Here is a 17,886-nt window from a genome sequence, read left to right as displayed (position 1 = left end):
TGCCCGTGAAAAGCTATGGGTTTACGCGGGCAATTTCAGGACTTCTCTGGGGCATCCGTGCGTCAGGAAGCAGGCGAATTGATCGCGCCGCTGCCACAATGCCCATTGCTCTGCACCAGCAGGATCACTCCTTCAATCTGCTTGAGGGTACAGAACTGTTGCGAACTACGAACCTGGTTGAGCATACGGGCCGTACTATCCTTGTCATCTTCAGGAACGATGTTGTTGAGATCTACCACGATATAATCAACGGTGCGCAGGTTCTTCTGCTCATCGGTATAGGTGATGAGCGGGAAGACCGTCACATAGGGGCGCTCGGTGAGGTGAGGATTAAGCGTCCCGCTTGCCGAGACGGAGGCAGTTGGCGGAATAGATGCAAGCAACTGATTGATGGCCTGGTCACGATCGCCCGGCAGATGATCGGGCAGCAGCACATTGAACCAGGGAATCATGATCACAAAATGCAGCAGGACCATACACACAATCCAGAGCGAGACCACCCATTGCAGCCGTGCCAGCGTCACCGTCCGCGCCAGGTCAACGACGCGATCATTAAGGCGTTTCCGGCGATGCGCGCTTGCGATTGAGACAGCCAGCAGGCCCGGGCGGGCAAAGGTGAAGGGGCGAGACAACAAAGATAAGCCCGAAAGGAATGTCAGGCGCACATTCTCCAGGCCACGCATAAAGGAGTCCACCTGCGCCTTCTCGCGTAGCGCCTGCTCATCAGTCACCAATACGGAGTCAACCGGCTCGCCACGCCACTGCTGCCATAGTGCCACCAGGCGTGCCAGACCAATAATCGACGCCATCACCACAAAGGGAATAATGGGGGCATTGTAGTGATAGATGCCGCTATAAAGAAGGGAATTGTTATTGGGCAAGAGATTGAGGGCCAGATTGGGCAGAGCGGGAAGCAGCCACTCAGGCGCGAAGACACTGAAGAAACCAGAGCAGCGCGCAAGACCTGCCAGATAGTAGAAGCGCTCAAGCGTGAGATAGGTCATAGGAAGAACCCAGGGATGCATAACGATGTTCACAAGCGCATCGCTGGGGGTTGCCCCCAGGTAGGCGTAACGATACCAGAAGTTATTGCCCTGGTTACCGGGATAGAAATGCTTGATCATCAACCAGGCAAAGATGCCATAGAGGATACCACCCAGAATGAGAATCAGGCCCAGGCGAGGCGCCCGGTATTTCCAGATTATCAGCACGCCAAAGACCGCCACCACAAAAGGAATCTCTTCTTTACAGATCGCCGCCAGGGCGCAACAGAGGAGGCACCAGCCAAAGCGGCGGTAGGTGAGGGCGAGAAAGGCATAAAGGAAGCAGGGGGTGACCAGCGCCACCGGGTGAAAATCGAAGAGATTGATTCCGATCAACGGGGCCGAGAGCAGGTATCCCAGCACCATGATCGCGGCCACCAGAGGCCACTGTGGAAGGTAGCGCCGCGTCATAAGAAAGATCGGTAACGCCCCACTCACCAGGACCAGCGTCTGAAAGATCAGCAGGATGCGTGGATCGGCGCCAAAGACATAGAGCAGCGAGAGGGGCAGGAGCACTGGCTCGAAGTGTTGCGCGAGACGAATGGGGGGGCCATACCAGTCAACGCCCTGGTTCGTCCACTGAAACGGGTGCCCATGCAGGGTATTCCAGAGCACCTGGTCCATATTCCCCAGGTCGAAAGCCGTAGCCTTGAAGGAGGTATAGCGTAGCACAGCCAGAAAGCCTACAATCAAGGCGTAAGCCAGCATGGCCAGCACCAGTAACGACCAGGAGAGACGCACCTGGGCGCGCGGCGATACTTGAACCTGTATAGAGAATTGTGGCAAACGTATCATAAATGTTTAACTCGCCTTTGGGTAGGAGTGCCGCAGGCACGAAGGCTAGAGGATGACATACCCCTGCCAGATACAAACCGCGACCACGAACATAAAGCCCCAGACTATTAAAAATTCCGGCCAGGTACCTGTACGGAAACGAAACTTATTATCCATTGGAATGCCAAAGCGTTTTTTGACAGGCCAGAACAGAGGTATACCGCCATAGGTCAGCGAGTCACATAAGAGGTGCATCACACATCCAAACAAGACACCAAAGAAAACGACATGTGAAATGCCTACGACATGCGCGGGAGCGGAATAGCCTCGTAAGCCCAGTAGATATATTACCACTCGTTCTAGCCCTATGGCTAGCAATGAGCCGACAGCCAGGCCAAGAAGACTATGAAACACCGTGCGATGACCTGCAATACCCTGAATCGTCTTACTAATGATACCAAAGCGATGGCCCAGGGTGCTACGTGCATTATCTATATCTGGCAGTAGCGCGCCAAAGCCAACCGCACCATAATATACCGCCTTACTCACCAGCAGTGGGAGCGTCACACTCGTGCCCGCCGTAAGAGCATTGCCAGAGATATGCGTGACACTATCGAAGACGACCCCGGCTACCAGACCAATCAATAAATGTGAGCGACCTTCCATGCGCTTTTTGTCTCCCCTGAAACTCAATTTTCTTTCTGCCTTGGGCAATTGTAGAGAGAATATAGAGTGGTGTCAATAGACACCCTCTTTCAATTTATGTCGTAATACGATATAATATTCAGAGGAACGATATGTGTCTACTACTAAGGAGAAACAATTGGCAATTAATGCGTGGCAGGAGGAACATCGACAGGCGGGGAGGGATGCGGCGAAAAAAGCAGGTAGTCAAAAGAAGGTCAATCATGAGCTGGGGGATTTTACGACTACCCCACGTATGCTTTTCATCTCGCTCATCGCGCTTGTCATTGGTATTGTGAGCACCTTTATAGCTCTACTCTTATTAAAATTAATCGGACTATGTACAAATCTCTTCTTTTATCTACGCTGGGATACGGCCCTTGTCAGTCCTGCACAGAGTCCCCTGGGGATTTTCATTGTGCTGGTGCCTGTAATAGGTGGACTGATTATCGGTTTTATGGCGCGCTTTGGCTCGCCTAAGATCAGAGGGCATGGAATTCCCGAGGCGTTGGAAGCTATCTTAATGAATGGCAGCAAGATCGAGGCCAAGGTAGCACTACTCAAGCCGCTCTCGGCGGCGATCTCGATTGGGAGTGGTGGCCCCTTCGGCGCCGAGGGACCAATCATCATGACGGGCGGCGCCATTGGTTCTCTGATCGCGCAATTCTTTCATTTCTCCAGTAGCGAGCGCAAGACGCTGCTGGTGGCGGGGGCAGCGGCAGGTATGTCGGCAACGTTTGCCACGCCTGTGGCGGCGCTGCTGCTGGCAGTCGAACTCTTGCTCTTTGAGTGGAAGCCGCGCAGCCTGATCCCTGTGGCCCTGGCAAGCGCCACGGCTGGGATTGTGCGCTACTACATTCTGGGGGCGGGCCCAATCTTCCCGGTGCCGGCACATGTGGCATTTATTGGTCCGGTAGGTTTCCTGGGCTGTCTGCTGGTCGGCGTCCTGGCGGGACTGGTCTCAGCGCTTATGACCTACCTGGTCTATCGCTTCGAGGATACCTTCTCACTCCTGCCCATTCACTGGATGTGGTGGCCAGCTATTGGTGGTCTGGGCATTGGCATTGGCGGATTGATCTATCCACGCGCGCTGGGCGTTGGTTATGATGTTATTGCGCAGTTGCTGCGGGGAGATGTCTCGCTCCAGTTGATCCTGGGCGTCCTACTGGTCAAGCTCTTGATATGGTCGTTCTCGCTTGGCTCAGGCACCTCGGGTGGTGTGCTGGCCCCATTGTTGATGATGGGTTGCGCGTTAGGAGCGGCTGTGAGCCTGTTTCTCCCCAACGAAGGACCGGGCTTCTGGGCGCTGATCGGTATGGCCGCGATGCTCGCGGGAACCATGCGCGTCCCCTTTACCAGCCTGGTCTTCGCATTAGAACTCACGCACGACTTTAATGCCCTGGTTCCGCTGCTGCTGGCAACCCTGGTGGCCTATACATTTAGCGTGCTGGTCTTGAAACGTTCGATCCTTACCGAGAAGGTAAGTCGCCGAGGATATCATCTTAGTCGTGAATATGCTACCGATCCCCTGGAGATCCTCTTTGTACGCGAGGTCATGCGTACCAGCGTGGTCGCCATTCCCGCCAGCATTACACGCGACGAATTGAGCAGTTTGCTCACAGAGGGTCAATCGCAGCAGCGTGGCATTCAGCACCTCTATCCCATTGTTGATGACCAGGTGCGGATTGAGGGTGTCGCGACACGCCACGACTTGATGAACCTGGTACGCAACGAGCCGGGCAAGCGCCAACTGGCCGACTGCATCCAGGCCAGCCCGGTTGTGGCGTATGAAGATGAGAATCTGCGCAGCGTAGTCTATCGCATGGCCGAGACCGGCTACACGCGTTTCCCGGTAGTTGAACGTGAGCATCCAGAGCAACTGGTGGGCATGGTCTCACTCCAGGACCTGCTCAAGGCCCGCTCACGCAACCTGGCGGAGGAGCGCGAGCGCGAGCGCTTGCTGCACCTGCGCTTGCTCTTTCCCTCGCGCGCCAGAAAGGAAACACTCGCAGGCAGTCAAACAACAGGAGACTAAGGCAGGCATATCGCTACCTCTGGATGTGTTTCTACACAAACAGCATATACTAATCCTACGATAGCGAGTTTGGGCGGGCCTGGACACATGTGTCCAGGCCCGCCTTCTTTTTGGTGAAACGACGCACTGTAAACGTTTCCGCCGAGGGCAATTCATCGCACTTTGGCACTAGGTTGCTTGTTGCCTACGCAGGAGATTGGCTTGCGCCGAACTGCCATAAATGGCGTTCGGACGCGCTGAAGCTGGTCCCCTACCGAGAGAGGGGCGCGTTTCCACGAGAGGGGTAAATCGATGAGGAGGGGAGTGGCTTGTGGCATAATGAAGGGCAGTAGGAGAAAGGAGCAGCTAAGATGCGCAAACTACGTTATATTTTGGTAGATGTCTTTACGGATAGGGCCTTTGGTGGCAATCCCCTGGCCGTTTTCCCTGATGGGCAGGGCATCACAAACGCCGAGATGCAGGCACTGGCGAAGGAACTGAACCTCTCGGAGACAACCTTTGTCTTGCCAGCAGAGCAGGCCGAACATGACTACAAGCTACGTATTTTTACGCCCGCGCTCGAATTGCCCATGGCGGGCCATCCCACGCTAGGCACAGGCTTTGTCCTGGCACATGAAGGCATGACCAAACTGGCGGAGGGTGAGACACGCATTACCCTGGAAGAGAAAGTCGGGCCGATTCCCGTAAGCTTCCAGGCGCGTAGTGGATTGGTAGAGAGCATAGAGATGCAGCAGCCGCTGCCCAGCTTTGGTGAGCGCTTCGAGCGGCGCGAGGTGATCACGGAAATGCTTTCTCTGTCGCTCACAGATCTGGATGAGACGCTGCCCCTGGAGATTGTTTCTTGTGGCGTGCCCTTCCTCTTTGTGCCACTCAAAAGCCTGGAAGCCGTCAAGCGCGTGAGCTTTAAGCGCGATATACATGATCGCGAGTTGAGTGAGAGCGAGGCGATGGGCGTCTTTGTCTTCGCGCGCGGAGGCGAAACAGAGGGCGCGACCGTCCATAGTCGCATGTTTGGACCAAAATTTGGGATCGCTGAAGACCCGGCCACGGGCGCGGCCAGCGGTCCCCTGGGTGCCTATCTCACGCGCCACAACGTAGTGGATACACGACATGAGGAGGTCGAGATCATCAGCGAGCAGGGTTTTGAAATGGGACGCCCCAGCTTTGTGCGCATTCGCATAGCGCACCAGGGCCAGGAGATCACGCGTGTGCGTGTAGGAGGCCAGTGCTACTACATGGGTGAAGGTACTTTCACCCTGGAGTAGGTGCTGAGAAGCGCCCTGGCAGCCGCAAGTTGCCAGGGCGCTTCTCAGTACCTGTTATTCTTCTTCGGGGAGGCCGACGAAGATGGTTTCATCTTCGATTTTGATGGAGTAGGTATGGAGGTCCTGGCGTGCGGGACCGCGCAGCACCTTGCCGGTGCGCACGTCGAATTGCGCGCCATGCCAGGGGCAGGTCAGCGTGCAGCCCTCCAGCTCGCCCTCGTTGAGGGGGCCGCTGATGTGGGTGCAATTATCGGTAAAGGCGCAGATCTGGCCCTCCACCTTCGTCAGGCAGACTGGTTCGCCATCAACTTCTACCGCGTAAAGCTCGCCTTCTTTGATCTCTTCCAGGCGAGCTGCCTTATAGAACTCAGTCATACGGTCTTATTCGTCCTCATCTTCATCATCAAGATTGGGGTGCTCAAAGCCTCCCATAGCCAGGCCCCGATGGAGTACACGCAGGGAGAGGAAGGCGCACTTGGTGCGAGCAGGGCTGATGGGAATGCCTAGTACCTCCAACACTTCCTCTTTCCCCAACTTTACAACCTCGTCTATCGGCTGGCCCTCAATCATCTCTGAGAGCATGGAGGCTGACGCCTGGCTGATCGCGCACCCACGCCCCTTGAAGCGGACCTCAGCGACGCGCCCATCCTGCACGACCAGGTCCATGGCAAGCTGGTCGCCACAGAGCGGATTGGAGTCCTCTGAATGCACATCGGGCTGCTCCAGGGTACCAAAATTACGTGGATTGCGATAGTGATCCAGGATATATTCGCGGTAAAAATCCATTGCCATATATGTATGCCTCTTTTTAGAAAGTAAAGATTTGGAGGGCTTTGTGCAGGCCCTGGACGAGGGCGTCGATATCTGCTTTTGTTGTATACACGTAGAAGCTGGCGCGGGCGGTTGCGGGCACATCGTAGCGCTCCATGAGTGGTTGCGCGCAGTGATGTCCGGCGCGAATGGCCACACCGGCCTCCTGGTCGAGAATCGAGGCCAGGTCGTGGGGGTGGACATCGCCAAGTGTGAAGGAGATGACGCCACCGCGTTGGCCGATCTCGCGGGGACCATAGATAGTCAGGCCCGGAACCTGCTGGAGCTGCTCCAGGGCATAGGCCGTCATTTCTTGCTCATGGGCCTGAACCCAGTCCATGCCCAGCTCATTCAGGTAGTCGACTGCCGCGCCCAGGCCGATGGCCTCGGCAATCGCGGGGGTGCCTGCCTCAAACTTCCAGGGCAGATCGTTCCAGGTGGACTCGTGGAGCTTGACAGTGCGGATCATATCGCCGCCACCCATGAAGGGGGGCATAGCCTCCAGCAGGGCACGCTTGCCATAGAGCACACCAATACCCGTTGGACCCAGCATTTTGTGCGCGCTAAAGCAGTAGAAATCGGCGTCGAGGGCCTGGACGTCCACTGGCAGGTGGGGAACACTCTGCGCGCCATCCACCAGGACGATGGCCTCGACGGCATGGGCCTGGGCGATCATCTCTTGTACGGGATTGATGGTTCCCAGCACGTTCGACATATGCGTAAAGGCGACCAGCCTGGGGCGCTGCTCCAATAACTGCTGATAGATATCCAGGCGCAGCAGGCCATCATCGGTGACCGGAACGAACTCCAAACGCGCGCCCGTGCGCTGGGCGAGCAGTTGCCAGGGGACCAGATTGCTGTGGTGCTCCATCTCGGTCAGCACAATCAGGTCTCCGGTGTGGATATTCGCGCTGCCCCAGCTATAGGCGACCAGGTTGATGCTCTCGGTCGTGTTACGTGTGAATATCACCTGCTTGCTATGGCGAGCATTGATAAAGCGTGCAACCTTGACGCGAGCACGTTCCTGGGCCGCGGTAGCCTCTTCACTGATCGTATAGACTCCGCGATGTACATTCGCGTTATAGGTCTGGTAGTAGGTATTCATGGTCTCGATGACAGCCTGGGGCTTCTGCGAGCTGGCCGTGCTGTCGAGATATATTAGAGGCTTATTGTGTACCTGGCGTGCGAGGATAGGGAAATCCGCGCGCACCTCGGCGACGGTGCGTCCACTGCGTGTCTGTTGTGTCTGCTTCTCAGATGTCACCATAGTTTTTCCTTGCTGCTAATTGTAGGGATCCACAAAATACACCACCCTGCTAAGGCCGCTTCCCAGGTTGGTAGGGACCAGCTTTAGCGCGTTCAAAGGCGATTAATCGCACTTCGGTGCTAGCCCAAATTGTTCCTGGGAACCATGTCACGTGATAGGTTACTTGTCAGCAGCAAAAGCAGGCTTGCGCCGCACTGCCATAAATGGCGTTCGGACGCGCTAAAGCCCCCATTCGGGGACAGGCTGGTCCCGACCGCGTCTCAGGTGGCCAGAGAGCATAGAGGGCACCCACCGGCCTGGAGGGTGCCCATTGTGTATTTAGCGCTGTGTGACTAGTACTCGCTGAGTTCAATCTCGTCTGATTGAGGACGAGTTGAGTCATCGAGGTAGATGGCACCTTCGTCGACACCCTCGATCTCCCAGCGCTCCTGGGCGTCAACCCAGGTATCGGCCTCGGTCGCGGACTCACCACTCATACGAGAGATGATGCTGCGGCGCAGGCGGATGCGCAGGTTCTCCAGGGGGATGCGCTGCAAGACTGGCTCGAAGAAGCCCTGAACGATGATGCGCTCGGCCTCTGGGCGCGCGATACCGCGTACCATCAGGTAGAAAAGCTGCTCCTCATCAATCTGGCCCGTGGTGGCACCATGGCTAGCGCTGACATCGTTCGCGGCGATCTCCAGGCCGGGAATAAACTCGCCACGAGCCTTCTTGCTTAGCAATAGACCATGCGCGGCCAGGAAAGAGGCCGTCTGCTGCGCATTCTTATGGATACGAATCATGCCATCGAACTCGACGCGTGACTCATCGGTCAGGACACCTTTGATCATGGTCTCCGCGTTGGTTGAGACGCCAACGTGGTCCGAGAGGGTATTGATGGCGTAGCGCTGGTTGTGGTCGGTGAAGAAGACACCCACCAGTTCAGCGGCACAGCCATTGCCCTGTAGGCCCGCGCCAATGCTATTGAGGTTGAGCTGGGCACCCAGATCGGCCATCACGAAGGTCACGCTGGCATCGTTCTCATGCGTCGCGTTCTTGTTGGTGATGAGCCAGGTATGCTGATCGAGATCCTGCAAATTGCTGAACTCGACCATTGCCTCACGTTTGGCGATGACCTCAACCACGTCGCTGACCAGGCTGGGATGCTCGGCCTCGACGCTGGAGGTAAACTCCTGCACAAAGCGGGTGCTGCTCTGGGATTCCGCGATCACCAGTGAGTGGGAGAAGATAGCCGATGCAGAGCTATCGACCCAGACCTGGGCCAGGATCGGCGCCTCGATCTCCACGCCATCTGGGACATAGAGAAAGAAGCCACCCGTCCAGAAGGCCGCGTGCAGGGCAGTATACTTGCTCGCAGTCGCGGGGACACACTTCGTCATAAAGTGCTCCTGCACCAGCTCTGGATACTCGCGAACGGCGGTCTCCAGGTCGGTCAGGATGACCCCCTGCGCCTTCAACTCATCGTTCAGGTGTATATACACAACCGACGAGTTATGCTGCACGATCAGGCCGGAGCGCTCATTGACCAGCGACTCTTGCAGCGACTGCTGAATGGCTGGAGGAAGCGAGGTATCCGGCGCGGGAACAAAGGGCTTTAGTTCCTGGAACTTAAAGCGAGAGAGATTCTGGAGGGTGCCCAGGTCGCCGCGGCGTCCCAGGGGGGCGGGAGTCTGCTCATAATGCTCCCAGGCCTGAAGGCGCTTCTGTAGCATCCACTCAGGTTCCCCCTTCTGACGCGACAGCTCAAGCAGCGCGTCCTTTGTGAAACCTGTAGTTAGAGCATTAAGCATTCGTGGCCACCCCATTCTCATTGGATGTCAGCCACTCGTAGCCCTTATCCTCAAGCTCGAGCGCCAGTTCCTTCGTACCGGACTTGATGATGCGGCCCTGGTACATGACATGCACAAAGTCGGGGGTAATGTAGTTAAGCATGCGCTGGTAGTGGGTGATCAGCAGAATGCCCAGGTCGGGACCGCGGAGCGCGTTCACGCTCTCGGAGACAATCTTCAGCGCGTCAATGTCGAGACCCGAATCGGTCTCGTCCATCAGGGCGATCTCAGGCTCCAGCAAGGCCATCTGGAGGATCTCCGCACGCTTCTTCTCACCACCGGAGAAGCCATCGTTGATCGAGCGGTTGATGAAGCTATTATCAACCTTCAGCAGCTTCATCTTCTCTTGCAGGAGGCGGCGAAACTCACCTGGGGGAACGGCCCGGCGCTTGCCCATCTTGCCGGTAGGATTCTCACCCTCTTCAAGGGGCTTATTGCCCTCACGCACAGCCTCCAGAGAGCGGCGCAGGAAGTTAGCCACGCTCACACCGGGAATGGACATAGGATACTGGAACGCCAGGAAGAGGCGCATACGCGCGCGGCGGTCGGGAGAGTACTCAAGAATATTCTCGCCCTTGAACCAGATCTCACCATCGGTGACTTCATACTTGGGGTTACCCATGATCACATTCGCCAGGGTGCTTTTGCCGGACCCGTTGGGTCCCATCAGCGCATGAACCTCACCCTGGTTGACCACGAGGTCGACGCCACGCAGAATAGGCTTACCTTCAATATTGGCATGAAGGTTCTTTATAACGAGTTCAGATCCCATTATGGATAACACCTTCCTCAATTAAGTCTAAGTCTTATTCCGAAACCCAACGTCACTGACGTGACTAGCGCTTCGCGCTCAGGGTTTTCGGATCAGAAGTAAGTGCGAATCATGGTACTCAAGCCAGAAAACGATTCGCCTTGTCTATCAGAACATATGAATGTGTGCGCCGCGATTGACAATGTAGTAGTGAACACGGCGCAAAATGTGTAAGTTAATGATCTATACAGCCACAAAGTATGGAAAGCGTTCCCGCGCTCTCCTACCTTTGATAACTATCGGCATACAAGGAAAAAAACGTGACCTGTGGTGGCAAGCGGCTATTCGGCGGTCAACAACTCGTGAGGCGATGCCATATTGGCACCGATGCCAACGTGAATATCCGTCAGGGCAATAAACTGGCCTGCCTGCCCCGTAGGCTCGGTCGTTTGAGCCACCAGTTCAGCCAGGGTAATCGAGTCAAGCGTCTGAGCAACCGCGTCACGAACGCGCGCCCAGAGGTACTTGGTCTTACAGGAATCCATAAAACCGCAGACCTGGCTCATCTCTCCCTCGGTCGCACAGATCATAGGTGAGATCGGGCCTTCCAGCACACGCACAATCTCGCCCATCGAGATCTCATTGGGATCTCGGCTCAGGCGATAGCCTCCATGCGCGCCACGCGTACTACTCACTAGTGGCGGGTCGGCATCGCGCAAGAGCTTGACAAGCTGCTCTAAGTACGCCAGTGGCAACGTCTCAGCTTGCGAAATATCTGTGAGCGAACGGGGACGGCCACCGTAATGACGAGCCAGGTCGACCATAATGCGTACACCATACTCGCCTTTTGTAGATACCCGTAACATTGTGGTCTCTCCCTTTTTCCTTGCTCTGACGCCCTTTTCGCTCTATGCTCACGACTCAATGCATCTGTCAGCAACTGGAATACACTTGAGCATAGCCCTGGCGCTAATGAACGCGCCCAGCCAGGAAATACCGTCAGAGGATACACACGTCAGATGAGCAATGAGCACTACACGAAATTAATCCGACCTAATCACTAGGAAATATTTTAGCACTCAGACCACAAAGCGTCAACTGGTGAATCAGAGAGTGAGGGGAGGTGTGAGTGGCCCGACGCTACTGAAGTACGCGTCTACATATAATGGGTACGGGCAACATATATAGACGCGTACTTCAGTAGCGTCGGGCTTTATCGTGCTTCGACGGCGATCTCCAGGCGTTTATTGATCTTGCCCTTGCTCTTATAATTCACCACGCGAATGCGCTCGACCTCGTGGGTATTGGCAACGTGGGTGCCGCCATCGGCCTGGATATCCAGGCCCTCAATCTCAAGGACGCGCACTGTGGTCATAGCGGCGGGGAGGAGGCTGACCTTGGTGCGAATGAGATCGGGATTCTGGTCGGCCTCGGCGCGCGGCAGGAAATAGACTCTGGTCGAGCGGGCCTCGGCGATCTCGGCGTTGATACGCTGCTCAATCTCCTGCACCAGCTCGGCTTTCAGGTTCTCAAACTCAAAATCCATGCGCCCACGCAGAGGCTCCATATTACCGCCCGTCACCTTCGCGCCATAATCGCGCCAGACCACCCCGCAGAGGATGTGCATGGCGGTATGCGTGCGCATGAGTGCATAGCGACGCTCCCAATCCAGCACGCCGTGTACCCGGCTCCCAACGGCGGGTGGCTCGCCCTCGACCTGGTGCCAGACATAGCGCTCATCCTTCGAGACCTTCGTCACCTGCCAGGTTTGCCCATCCTGGCTGAGCGTTCCCAGATCGTGCGGTTGCCCACCACCACCAGGGTAAAAGGCGGTAGTATCCAGGGCGACAGCGTTCCCCTCCACGGCAAGCACCGTCGCATCAAACTCTTTTACATACGCATCGGTATGATATATAGCCTGCGTCTCCACGTTCGCATCTCCTTCTGCATGGCAAAATGATGGGGTTGCCAGTTTCAGACTGACAACCCCATCATATCATTACCATTGACTTACTATTAGCGGCGCTTGCGTCCGACCACAATCTGGCGTGTGCCCTTACCAAAGGGCTTCCAGTCATAGCCGCCGTAGATGGACTCAATTGAGAAACCAGTTGCCAGGAAGAGGAGTTGGAGCTCGCGGGGGAAGAAGACATGCATATCCAGGCGCGTCAGATAGCGCTCGTTCTCGCCCGTTTCAAAGAATTTCTCATGCGTCCAGGTGAGGTGCTGTACCTGCTCAAAGGCATCATACTTACGCGTCGTATAGAGCATCATCGTGAAGTCGCCATCGGGCGATTCCAACTCGTCCTCTAGATAGACGGTCGAAGGGCGATTGAGGGCATCGCTCAGATAATCGATGTCGGGCAGGAAGACATCGACGACAAAGCGTCCGCCGGGGGCCAGGTGCTCCAGCGTTTTCGAGAAGGCCGCGAACTGCTGCTCAATTTCGTACAGGTGCGAGATCGAGTTGAAGGGGAGAATAATCAGGTCATAGGTTCCCCTGGCAGGCAGATCGTAATCGCACATATCGCCCTGATGCAGGCTCACGCGCTGCTGCGTGGCTTCGGGCAGTTCGCCAAGCTTGCGCTGGTAGGCCTTGAGCATGCCAGGCTCCAGGTCCAGGCCATCCAGGCGGAAAGCGCCAGGGACCTTTAATAACTCTAAGCCGATGCGCCCGCTACCACAGGCCAGTTCAAGCACATGCTGAGGGGTATAACGCACCATCAATTCCTGCCAGAAGGGCACATCCTGCTCAGACTGGCTTTGATACTCCAGGTCATAATCGCTGACCCGCTCATAATATTCGCCCATTTCGTAAGGCATGGTCTGGAAGCTCCATTTGCTCGCTCGAAAACGTACCTATGAGATCGATTGGTCGAGCCGCGCCAATCGCCTCTATACAAGAAGAGTTTAGTGTGGAGGAAACCGGGACATGTCCCGGTCTGAAACCTTGTAGAGATTACCATAAAGTCTACAGGGGAGACAATCATTCCACCAAGAATTCCCCCTGCTTCCTTGAAAACTGAATAAAAACTGAATGCTTATGGCATTGCATAGAGAAAACTCTATGTATATGCTTGGTACATATGCGCTTTTATGCGATTCCTGCCCACATTTATCCAGAGGAAACAGGCTTCCACCGAGGGATACCTGGTAGTTTATGAGAGCAAGTAAGGAGCATGATGCGAAAAGTATTTAGCTTGCCACCGCGCCATGGCAGAGGCAGGTCCACGCTGCCAATGATGCTGGCCCTGATCGCAACGTTTGTCATGCTGGGTGCATATCCGCTTAGCGCAGCAGCTGCGGATACTCCCACAGTGCAAGTCACCGTTGATACACATCATACGCTAGCAACCATTCCCGAAACAGCGCTAGGGACCAATGCCGCCGTCTGGGATGGCCACCTACTTGACCAGGGCGTTCCGGATCTCCTCCACAACGCAGGCGTCAAAGTGATCCGTTATCCTGGTGGCTCGACCTCAGATGTGTATCACTGGCAGTCCAATACAACAGAGCCAAATCAGGGTTATGCGAATCCAAACAATACGTTTGACGCCTTCATGAAGGTGGCGCAAGCGACTGGCGCGCAGCCAATGATCACGGTTGACTATGGTGCTGGTACACCGCAGGAGGCCGCCGATTGGGTACAGTATGCCAATAAAGGGGGCGCGGCCTATACCGGGCCTGTCCCAACATATACCGGGGGGAGTAGCACCGGTCACACCTATGGTATCAAGTACTGGGAAATCGGCAACGAGCTCTATGGCAATGGCACCTTTGGCGCGAACTGGGAGTACGATCTCCACGAGAAGGGGCCGGTTGCCTATGCCAATAATGCCCTCCAATTCATCCAGGCAATGAAGGCCGTTGATCCCTCCATCAAGATCGGAATTGTACTGACCTCGCCCGGCGACTGGCCCGATAGCGTGACCGCGCCTGGCTTGAGCACAGACTGGAATAACACCGTCCTTTCCATCCTGGGCAAGCAGATCGACTTCGCCGATGTCCACTGGTACGCGCAGAATCCCGGCAACGAGTCAGACGCGGGTCTGCTCGCCAGCACCTCGGCCCTACCCGGCAAGGTCGCCACACTCAAGACAGAGCTGCAGCAGTATAGTCCGCGCAAGAATGTACCCATCATGATTACCGAGACCAACTCGGTCTCATACAATCCAGGCAAACAGACAACCAATCTGGTCAATGCCCTCTTCCTGGCCTCGAACTATATGAACTGGCTGGAGAGCGGCGTGCAGAACGTTGACTGGTGGGATATCCATAACGGCATCGTGACCTGGGGAAATAACAGCCCAACGCTCTATGGCAGCAATCAGTATGGAGACTATGGACTGCTCTCCACTGGCGATAGCGAGCCACCAGCGAATACCCCATTCCCCACCTACTATAGTCTGCAAATGCTCCATCACTTCGTTGATGGGAATGGCAGCATGCTAGCATCTTCAACGGACCAGAGCCTCATAGAGGTCCATGCTGTGCGTCAACATAATGGCAAACTGGCCCTACTCCTGATCAATAAAGATCCGCAACAAAGCTATCAGCTCAAGCTGGCAGGTGGTTGCGGCGACCAACAGGCTAGCGCCACCGTCTACTTCTACGGCCAGAATAGTAGCGCCATAACAGTACAGTATATCTCCGGCAAGGCCCTCTCGACGCAGACCCTGCCTCCCTACTCGCTCACGACTATCGTGCTGAATGGAGAAGGTGATTAAGAGGCCCCAATCACAACTTCATTCATAGGCATATAGGGACAGTAAACGCGAACCGAGCGGTTCGCGTTTACTGTCCCTACATATTTTCCTCCTCAACCTGATACAATAAAGGGCAATGAAGCCAGAAGACGCATTCGGCAGTGTAGAAATTAGGAGATGCGTCGCATTTTTTGCGGAAGAGGATATTTTGCATGAGCTATTTGTCCATACGTAAAGTGGCCGAGGAGTTACAGGCAGGCATTATTACGCCCACGGAGCTGGTGGAGGAGACCCTCAACCTGATTGAGGAGCGCGACACTGAGGTAGAGGCCTTTGTGACGGTGATGCGTGAAGAAGCCATGGCACAGGCAGAGCAGGCCGAGCGCGAGCTACGCACAGGTCTCAAGCGTGGTCCCTTGCATGGCATTCCCATCGCCATTAAGGACCTCATCGCGGTCAAGGGAGTGCGCACGACAGGCAGCTCGCAGGTCCTGGCAGAACATGTTTCTGAGGAAGATGCCACCGTAATCGAGCTTCTGCGTAAGAGTGGGGCTATTCTTATTGGTAAGACCAATACGTATGAATTCGCCTATGGTCCCTACTCGCCTCCCACGCGCAATCCCTGGGACCTGACGCGCACGACGGGTGGTTCCAGTGGCGGCTCGGCGGCGGCGGTCGCGGCAGGCATGGTACTGGGCGCCATTGGCACCGATACGGGCGGCTCCATTCGTATCCCCTCCGCGCTGTGTGGCGTTACCGGTCTCAAGCCAACCTATGGACGCGTTAGCTGTCATGGTGTGCTTCCTTTGAGCTGGTCGCTGGACCATGTTGGGCCTATCGCGCGGAGCGCCGAGGATTGCGCATTCATCTTTGATGCTATTGCCAAGTATGACCCACGCGATCCCAATAGCGTCTCAGGGCCTCCCAGCTCGCCCAGCCGCTCGACGGCGACCCTGATTGAGGGCGCGGAGGGGCGCGGGCCGCTCTCGCTACAAGGGCTACGACTCGGTGTGCCTCAGGAAGGCTTTGTCGCGCCGCTTGATCCCGAGATCCATATGGCCTGGCGCGGCGCGTTGCACGTGTTGGAGGAAAACGGAGCCGAGCTTGTAAATGTCGAGCTACCTCGTCCCACGATGACAACGTATAGAATGGTGCAGAAGCCAGAGGCGTCCCTGGCGCATATGCAGCAAGGCTGGTTCCCTCACCAGGGTGATCTGTATACCGAGCTGGTTCGCACACGGTTACGCGAGGGACAGGAGATTCCCGCCGTGGAGTATCTCAAGGCGCAACAGGAGCGGCGGGCCTTCACCAGCCAGTTACGAAGCATCTTACGAACCGTCGATGCCTTTGTGCTACCCACCCAGGCCATGGCAGCGATTCCCGCTGAGCAGATGGGGCAGGAGGTTACTATTAATGGCGTGCAGGAGAACGCGACCGATGCCATGCTCCGTATGACTATGCCCTTTAACCTCGTCGGCTTCCCAGCGGTCTCGTTCCCCTGTGGCTTCACGTCTGAGCATCTCCCAATCGGCTTACAAATCGCGGGCAAACCCTTTGAAGAGGCCACGGTATTGCGTATCGCCCATGCCTATCAGCAATTAACCGACTGGCATCGCCGCGAAGCGTGGGAACGCCAGTAGCGGGCTACTACTGGCGTTCGCGGCTGCTACTGGCGTACGCGGCTACTGCACCATCCTATCAATGAGAAAAATGAGGAGGCACGATACGACCGTGTACAATGAACTCAAGGATTGAGTAGTAGACATACCTGAACTTTTACTGGTACTAGAACGGGAAAAGCGATGGAAGCAACAGATAATCTGGCAGAGAACAAAGAGGCCTTACGCTCTATTGTTGAGCAAAATTATGCTATACCAGAGGCGCTTGATAGCCTTGAATTTGCGCAAAAGTTATTAGTAAATCTGGGATCGAGCGATGAAGAGCTGCGTGATGACCTGAGCTATATGATCCTGGCACGTGGCATCCTGGAGCCGGGGAAGCTAGAGTCAGAACAGCTTAAGCAGCTTCTCATAAGTGTTATAAACGATGAGCATCTCTTCTACCATATTGGAGAGGTGAACAACGACAGCATCCTGATGCGCAGCTTCTCGAACCTCATCATCGCGGCTATCCTCTATACGGATGCCTCGCGGCCCAGTCTCTCACGTGAGAGCATTGGCCGTGTGAAGGATGCGCTAGTGCGTTATGTGCGTGAGGAGAAAGACTGGCGTGGCTATATTGAGGGCAAGGGTTGGGCACACAGCATGGCTCACCTGGCCGAGGCGCTTGACACCTACGCGCAGCATCCTCATGCAACCAGCGATGACCGTAAAGATGTGCTCAAGCTGCTTAGCCAGCTTAGCAAGACCTCGGTTCCCCTCTTCTATGAAGAAGATGTACGCCTGGCAACGGTCGCGCACCATATCATTCTGGGGAAACAGGTGGACTCAGAGTTTCTGCATAGCTGGCTCAAAAGCTGCTATGTCCAGCGGGAAACGGATATACGCTCATGGCGTCGCGCCAACAACACCAAAAGCTTTCTACGCAGTCTCTACTTCTTGCTACTCTGGGATAACATCGGCGTTGGCCTGATGGACGATATCGCGCACATCCTCAGACGGCAGGACGAACCCTTTGCCGAGAGCGAAGAGGGAATATAGTTGGTGATCAGGGTCCCTGCCTGGCCCAAAGAGATGAGAGCAACACGCGAGTTCGGCTGCTC

15 protein-coding genes are annotated in these 17,886 nt (G+C 55.7%); 5 read left to right on the top strand and 10 right to left on the bottom strand.

Features of this window, described 5'->3' with window-relative positions:
* Window positions 1-62: 62 nt before the first annotated feature.
* Together KTE_RS14730 and KTE_RS14725 are read right to left on the bottom strand one after the other, a co-directional pair.
* Window positions 63-1,838, bottom strand: a complete 1,776-nt coding sequence (locus tag KTE_RS14730) for a DUF2079 domain-containing protein (RefSeq protein ID WP_201382069.1) — start codon at window positions 1,836-1,838, stop codon at window positions 63-65.
* A 45-nt stretch (window positions 1,839-1,883) separates the two neighbouring features.
* Complete coding sequence (locus KTE_RS14725) at window positions 1,884-2,483, bottom strand: metal-dependent hydrolase (RefSeq protein WP_201382067.1); 600 nt, start codon at window positions 2,481-2,483, stop codon at window positions 1,884-1,886.
* Between the two features lie 274 nt (window positions 2,484-2,757).
* On the opposite strand from KTE_RS14725, the gene KTE_RS14720 reads away from it, so the two are divergent.
* On the top strand, window positions 2,758-4,536 hold the full coding sequence (locus tag KTE_RS14720; protein ID WP_374226809.1) for a chloride channel protein: 1,779 nt from the start codon (window positions 2,758-2,760) through the stop codon (window positions 4,534-4,536).
* Window positions 4,537-4,886: 350 nt separating this feature from the next.
* Window positions 4,887-5,801 (top strand): PhzF family phenazine biosynthesis protein, encoded by a 915-nt coding sequence (locus KTE_RS14715; protein ID WP_201382065.1) that lies wholly within the window; start codon window positions 4,887-4,889, stop codon window positions 5,799-5,801.
* 54 nt (window positions 5,802-5,855) lie between these two features.
* Here KTE_RS14715 and KTE_RS14710 read toward each other — a convergent pair whose 3' ends face one another.
* The 8 genes from KTE_RS14710 to KTE_RS14675 form a co-directional block, all read right to left on the bottom strand.
* Window positions 5,856-6,176 (bottom strand): non-heme iron oxygenase ferredoxin subunit, encoded by a 321-nt coding sequence (locus tag KTE_RS14710; RefSeq protein WP_007912675.1) that lies wholly within the window; start codon window positions 6,174-6,176, stop codon window positions 5,856-5,858.
* Window positions 6,177-6,182: 6 nt separating this feature from the next.
* Window positions 6,183-6,593 carry a Fe-S cluster assembly sulfur transfer protein SufU gene (sufU, locus tag KTE_RS14705; RefSeq protein WP_007912676.1) on the bottom strand — a complete coding sequence of 137 codons (411 nt, stop codon included), beginning with the start codon at window positions 6,591-6,593 and terminating at the stop codon, window positions 6,183-6,185.
* Window positions 6,594-6,609: 16 nt separating this feature from the next.
* Complete coding sequence (locus KTE_RS14700; RefSeq protein WP_201382063.1) at window positions 6,610-7,878, bottom strand: cysteine desulfurase; 1,269 nt, start codon at window positions 7,876-7,878, stop codon at window positions 6,610-6,612.
* A gap of 332 nt (window positions 7,879-8,210) precedes the next feature.
* A complete protein-coding gene (sufD, locus tag KTE_RS14695) occupies window positions 8,211-9,590 on the bottom strand; it encodes a Fe-S cluster assembly protein SufD (protein WP_201382061.1) in 1,380 nt (459 codons plus the stop codon).
* Between the two features lie 70 nt (window positions 9,591-9,660).
* Window positions 9,661-10,479, bottom strand: a complete 819-nt coding sequence (sufC, locus tag KTE_RS14690) for a Fe-S cluster assembly ATPase SufC (RefSeq protein ID WP_007912687.1) — start codon at window positions 10,477-10,479, stop codon at window positions 9,661-9,663.
* 320 nt (window positions 10,480-10,799) lie between these two features.
* Window positions 10,800-11,324: an Rrf2 family transcriptional regulator gene (locus KTE_RS14685; protein ID WP_201382059.1), complete on the bottom strand. Its 525-nt coding sequence runs from the start codon at window positions 11,322-11,324 to the stop codon at window positions 10,800-10,802.
* Between the two features lie 347 nt (window positions 11,325-11,671).
* Entirely contained in the window at window positions 11,672-12,388 is a 717-nt protein-coding gene (locus tag KTE_RS14680) for an alanyl-tRNA editing protein (protein ID WP_201382057.1), read from the bottom strand.
* Between the two features lie 86 nt (window positions 12,389-12,474).
* Window positions 12,475-13,281, bottom strand: a complete 807-nt coding sequence (locus tag KTE_RS14675) for a trans-aconitate 2-methyltransferase (RefSeq protein ID WP_201382055.1) — start codon at window positions 13,279-13,281, stop codon at window positions 12,475-12,477.
* A gap of 356 nt (window positions 13,282-13,637) precedes the next feature.
* On the opposite strand from KTE_RS14675, the gene KTE_RS14670 reads away from it, so the two are divergent.
* The 3 genes from KTE_RS14670 to KTE_RS14660 all read left to right on the top strand — a co-directional run bounded on the left by KTE_RS14670 (window position 13,638) and on the right by KTE_RS14660 (window position 17,824).
* Window positions 13,638-15,185 (top strand): cellulose-binding protein, encoded by a 1,548-nt coding sequence (locus KTE_RS14670; protein WP_236600403.1) that lies wholly within the window; start codon window positions 13,638-13,640, stop codon window positions 15,183-15,185.
* Between the two features lie 191 nt (window positions 15,186-15,376).
* A complete protein-coding gene (locus KTE_RS14665) occupies window positions 15,377-16,804 on the top strand; it encodes an amidase (RefSeq protein WP_201382053.1) in 1,428 nt (475 codons plus the stop codon).
* 162 nt (window positions 16,805-16,966) lie between these two features.
* A complete protein-coding gene (locus KTE_RS14660; protein WP_201382051.1) occupies window positions 16,967-17,824 on the top strand; it encodes a DUF2785 domain-containing protein in 858 nt (285 codons plus the stop codon).
* Window positions 17,825-17,886: the final 62 nt, after the last annotated feature.

The sequence above is a fragment of the Ktedonobacter sp. SOSP1-85 genome, assembly GCF_016587415.1.
GTDB lineage: Bacteria > Chloroflexota > Ktedonobacteria > Ktedonobacterales > Ktedonobacteraceae > Ktedonobacter.
The sequence above is the reverse complement of the archived record's forward strand: the minus strand, read 5'-3'. Positions and strand labels throughout refer to the sequence as shown.

Bases quoted from the DNA above. Each gene is read 5' to 3' on its own strand.
- KTE_RS14730 (WP_201382069.1), bottom strand. From the start codon at position 1,838: ATGATACGTTTGCCACAATTCTCTATACAGGTTCAAGTATCGCCGCGC.
- KTE_RS14725 (WP_201382067.1), bottom strand. From the start codon at position 2,483: ATGGAAGGTCGCTCACATTTATTGATTGGTCTGGTAGCCGGGGTCGTC.
- KTE_RS14720 (WP_374226809.1), top strand. From the start codon at position 2,758: ATGCTTTTCATCTCGCTCATCGCGCTTGTCATTGGTATTGTGAGCACC.
- KTE_RS14715 (WP_201382065.1), top strand. From the start codon at position 4,887: ATGCGCAAACTACGTTATATTTTGGTAGATGTCTTTACGGATAGGGCC.
- KTE_RS14710 (WP_007912675.1), bottom strand. From the start codon at position 6,176: ATGACTGAGTTCTATAAGGCAGCTCGCCTGGAAGAGATCAAAGAAGGC.
- sufU (WP_007912676.1), bottom strand. From the start codon at position 6,593: ATGGCAATGGATTTTTACCGCGAATATATCCTGGATCACTATCGCAAT.
- KTE_RS14700 (WP_201382063.1), bottom strand. From the start codon at position 7,878: ATGGTGACATCTGAGAAGCAGACACAACAGACACGCAGTGGACGCACC.
- sufD (WP_201382061.1), bottom strand. From the start codon at position 9,590: ATGCTACAGAAGCGCCTTCAGGCCTGGGAGCATTATGAGCAGACTCCC.
- sufC (WP_007912687.1), bottom strand. From the start codon at position 10,479: ATGGGATCTGAACTCGTTATAAAGAACCTTCATGCCAATATTGAAGGT.
- KTE_RS14685 (WP_201382059.1), bottom strand. From the start codon at position 11,324: ATGTTACGGGTATCTACAAAAGGCGAGTATGGTGTACGCATTATGGTC.
- KTE_RS14675 (WP_201382055.1), bottom strand. From the start codon at position 13,281: ATGCCTTACGAAATGGGCGAATATTATGAGCGGGTCAGCGATTATGAC.
- KTE_RS14670 (WP_236600403.1), top strand. From the start codon at position 13,638: ATGATGCGAAAAGTATTTAGCTTGCCACCGCGCCATGGCAGAGGCAGG.
- KTE_RS14665 (WP_201382053.1), top strand. From the start codon at position 15,377: ATGAGCTATTTGTCCATACGTAAAGTGGCCGAGGAGTTACAGGCAGGC.
- KTE_RS14660 (WP_201382051.1), top strand. From the start codon at position 16,967: ATGGAAGCAACAGATAATCTGGCAGAGAACAAAGAGGCCTTACGCTCT.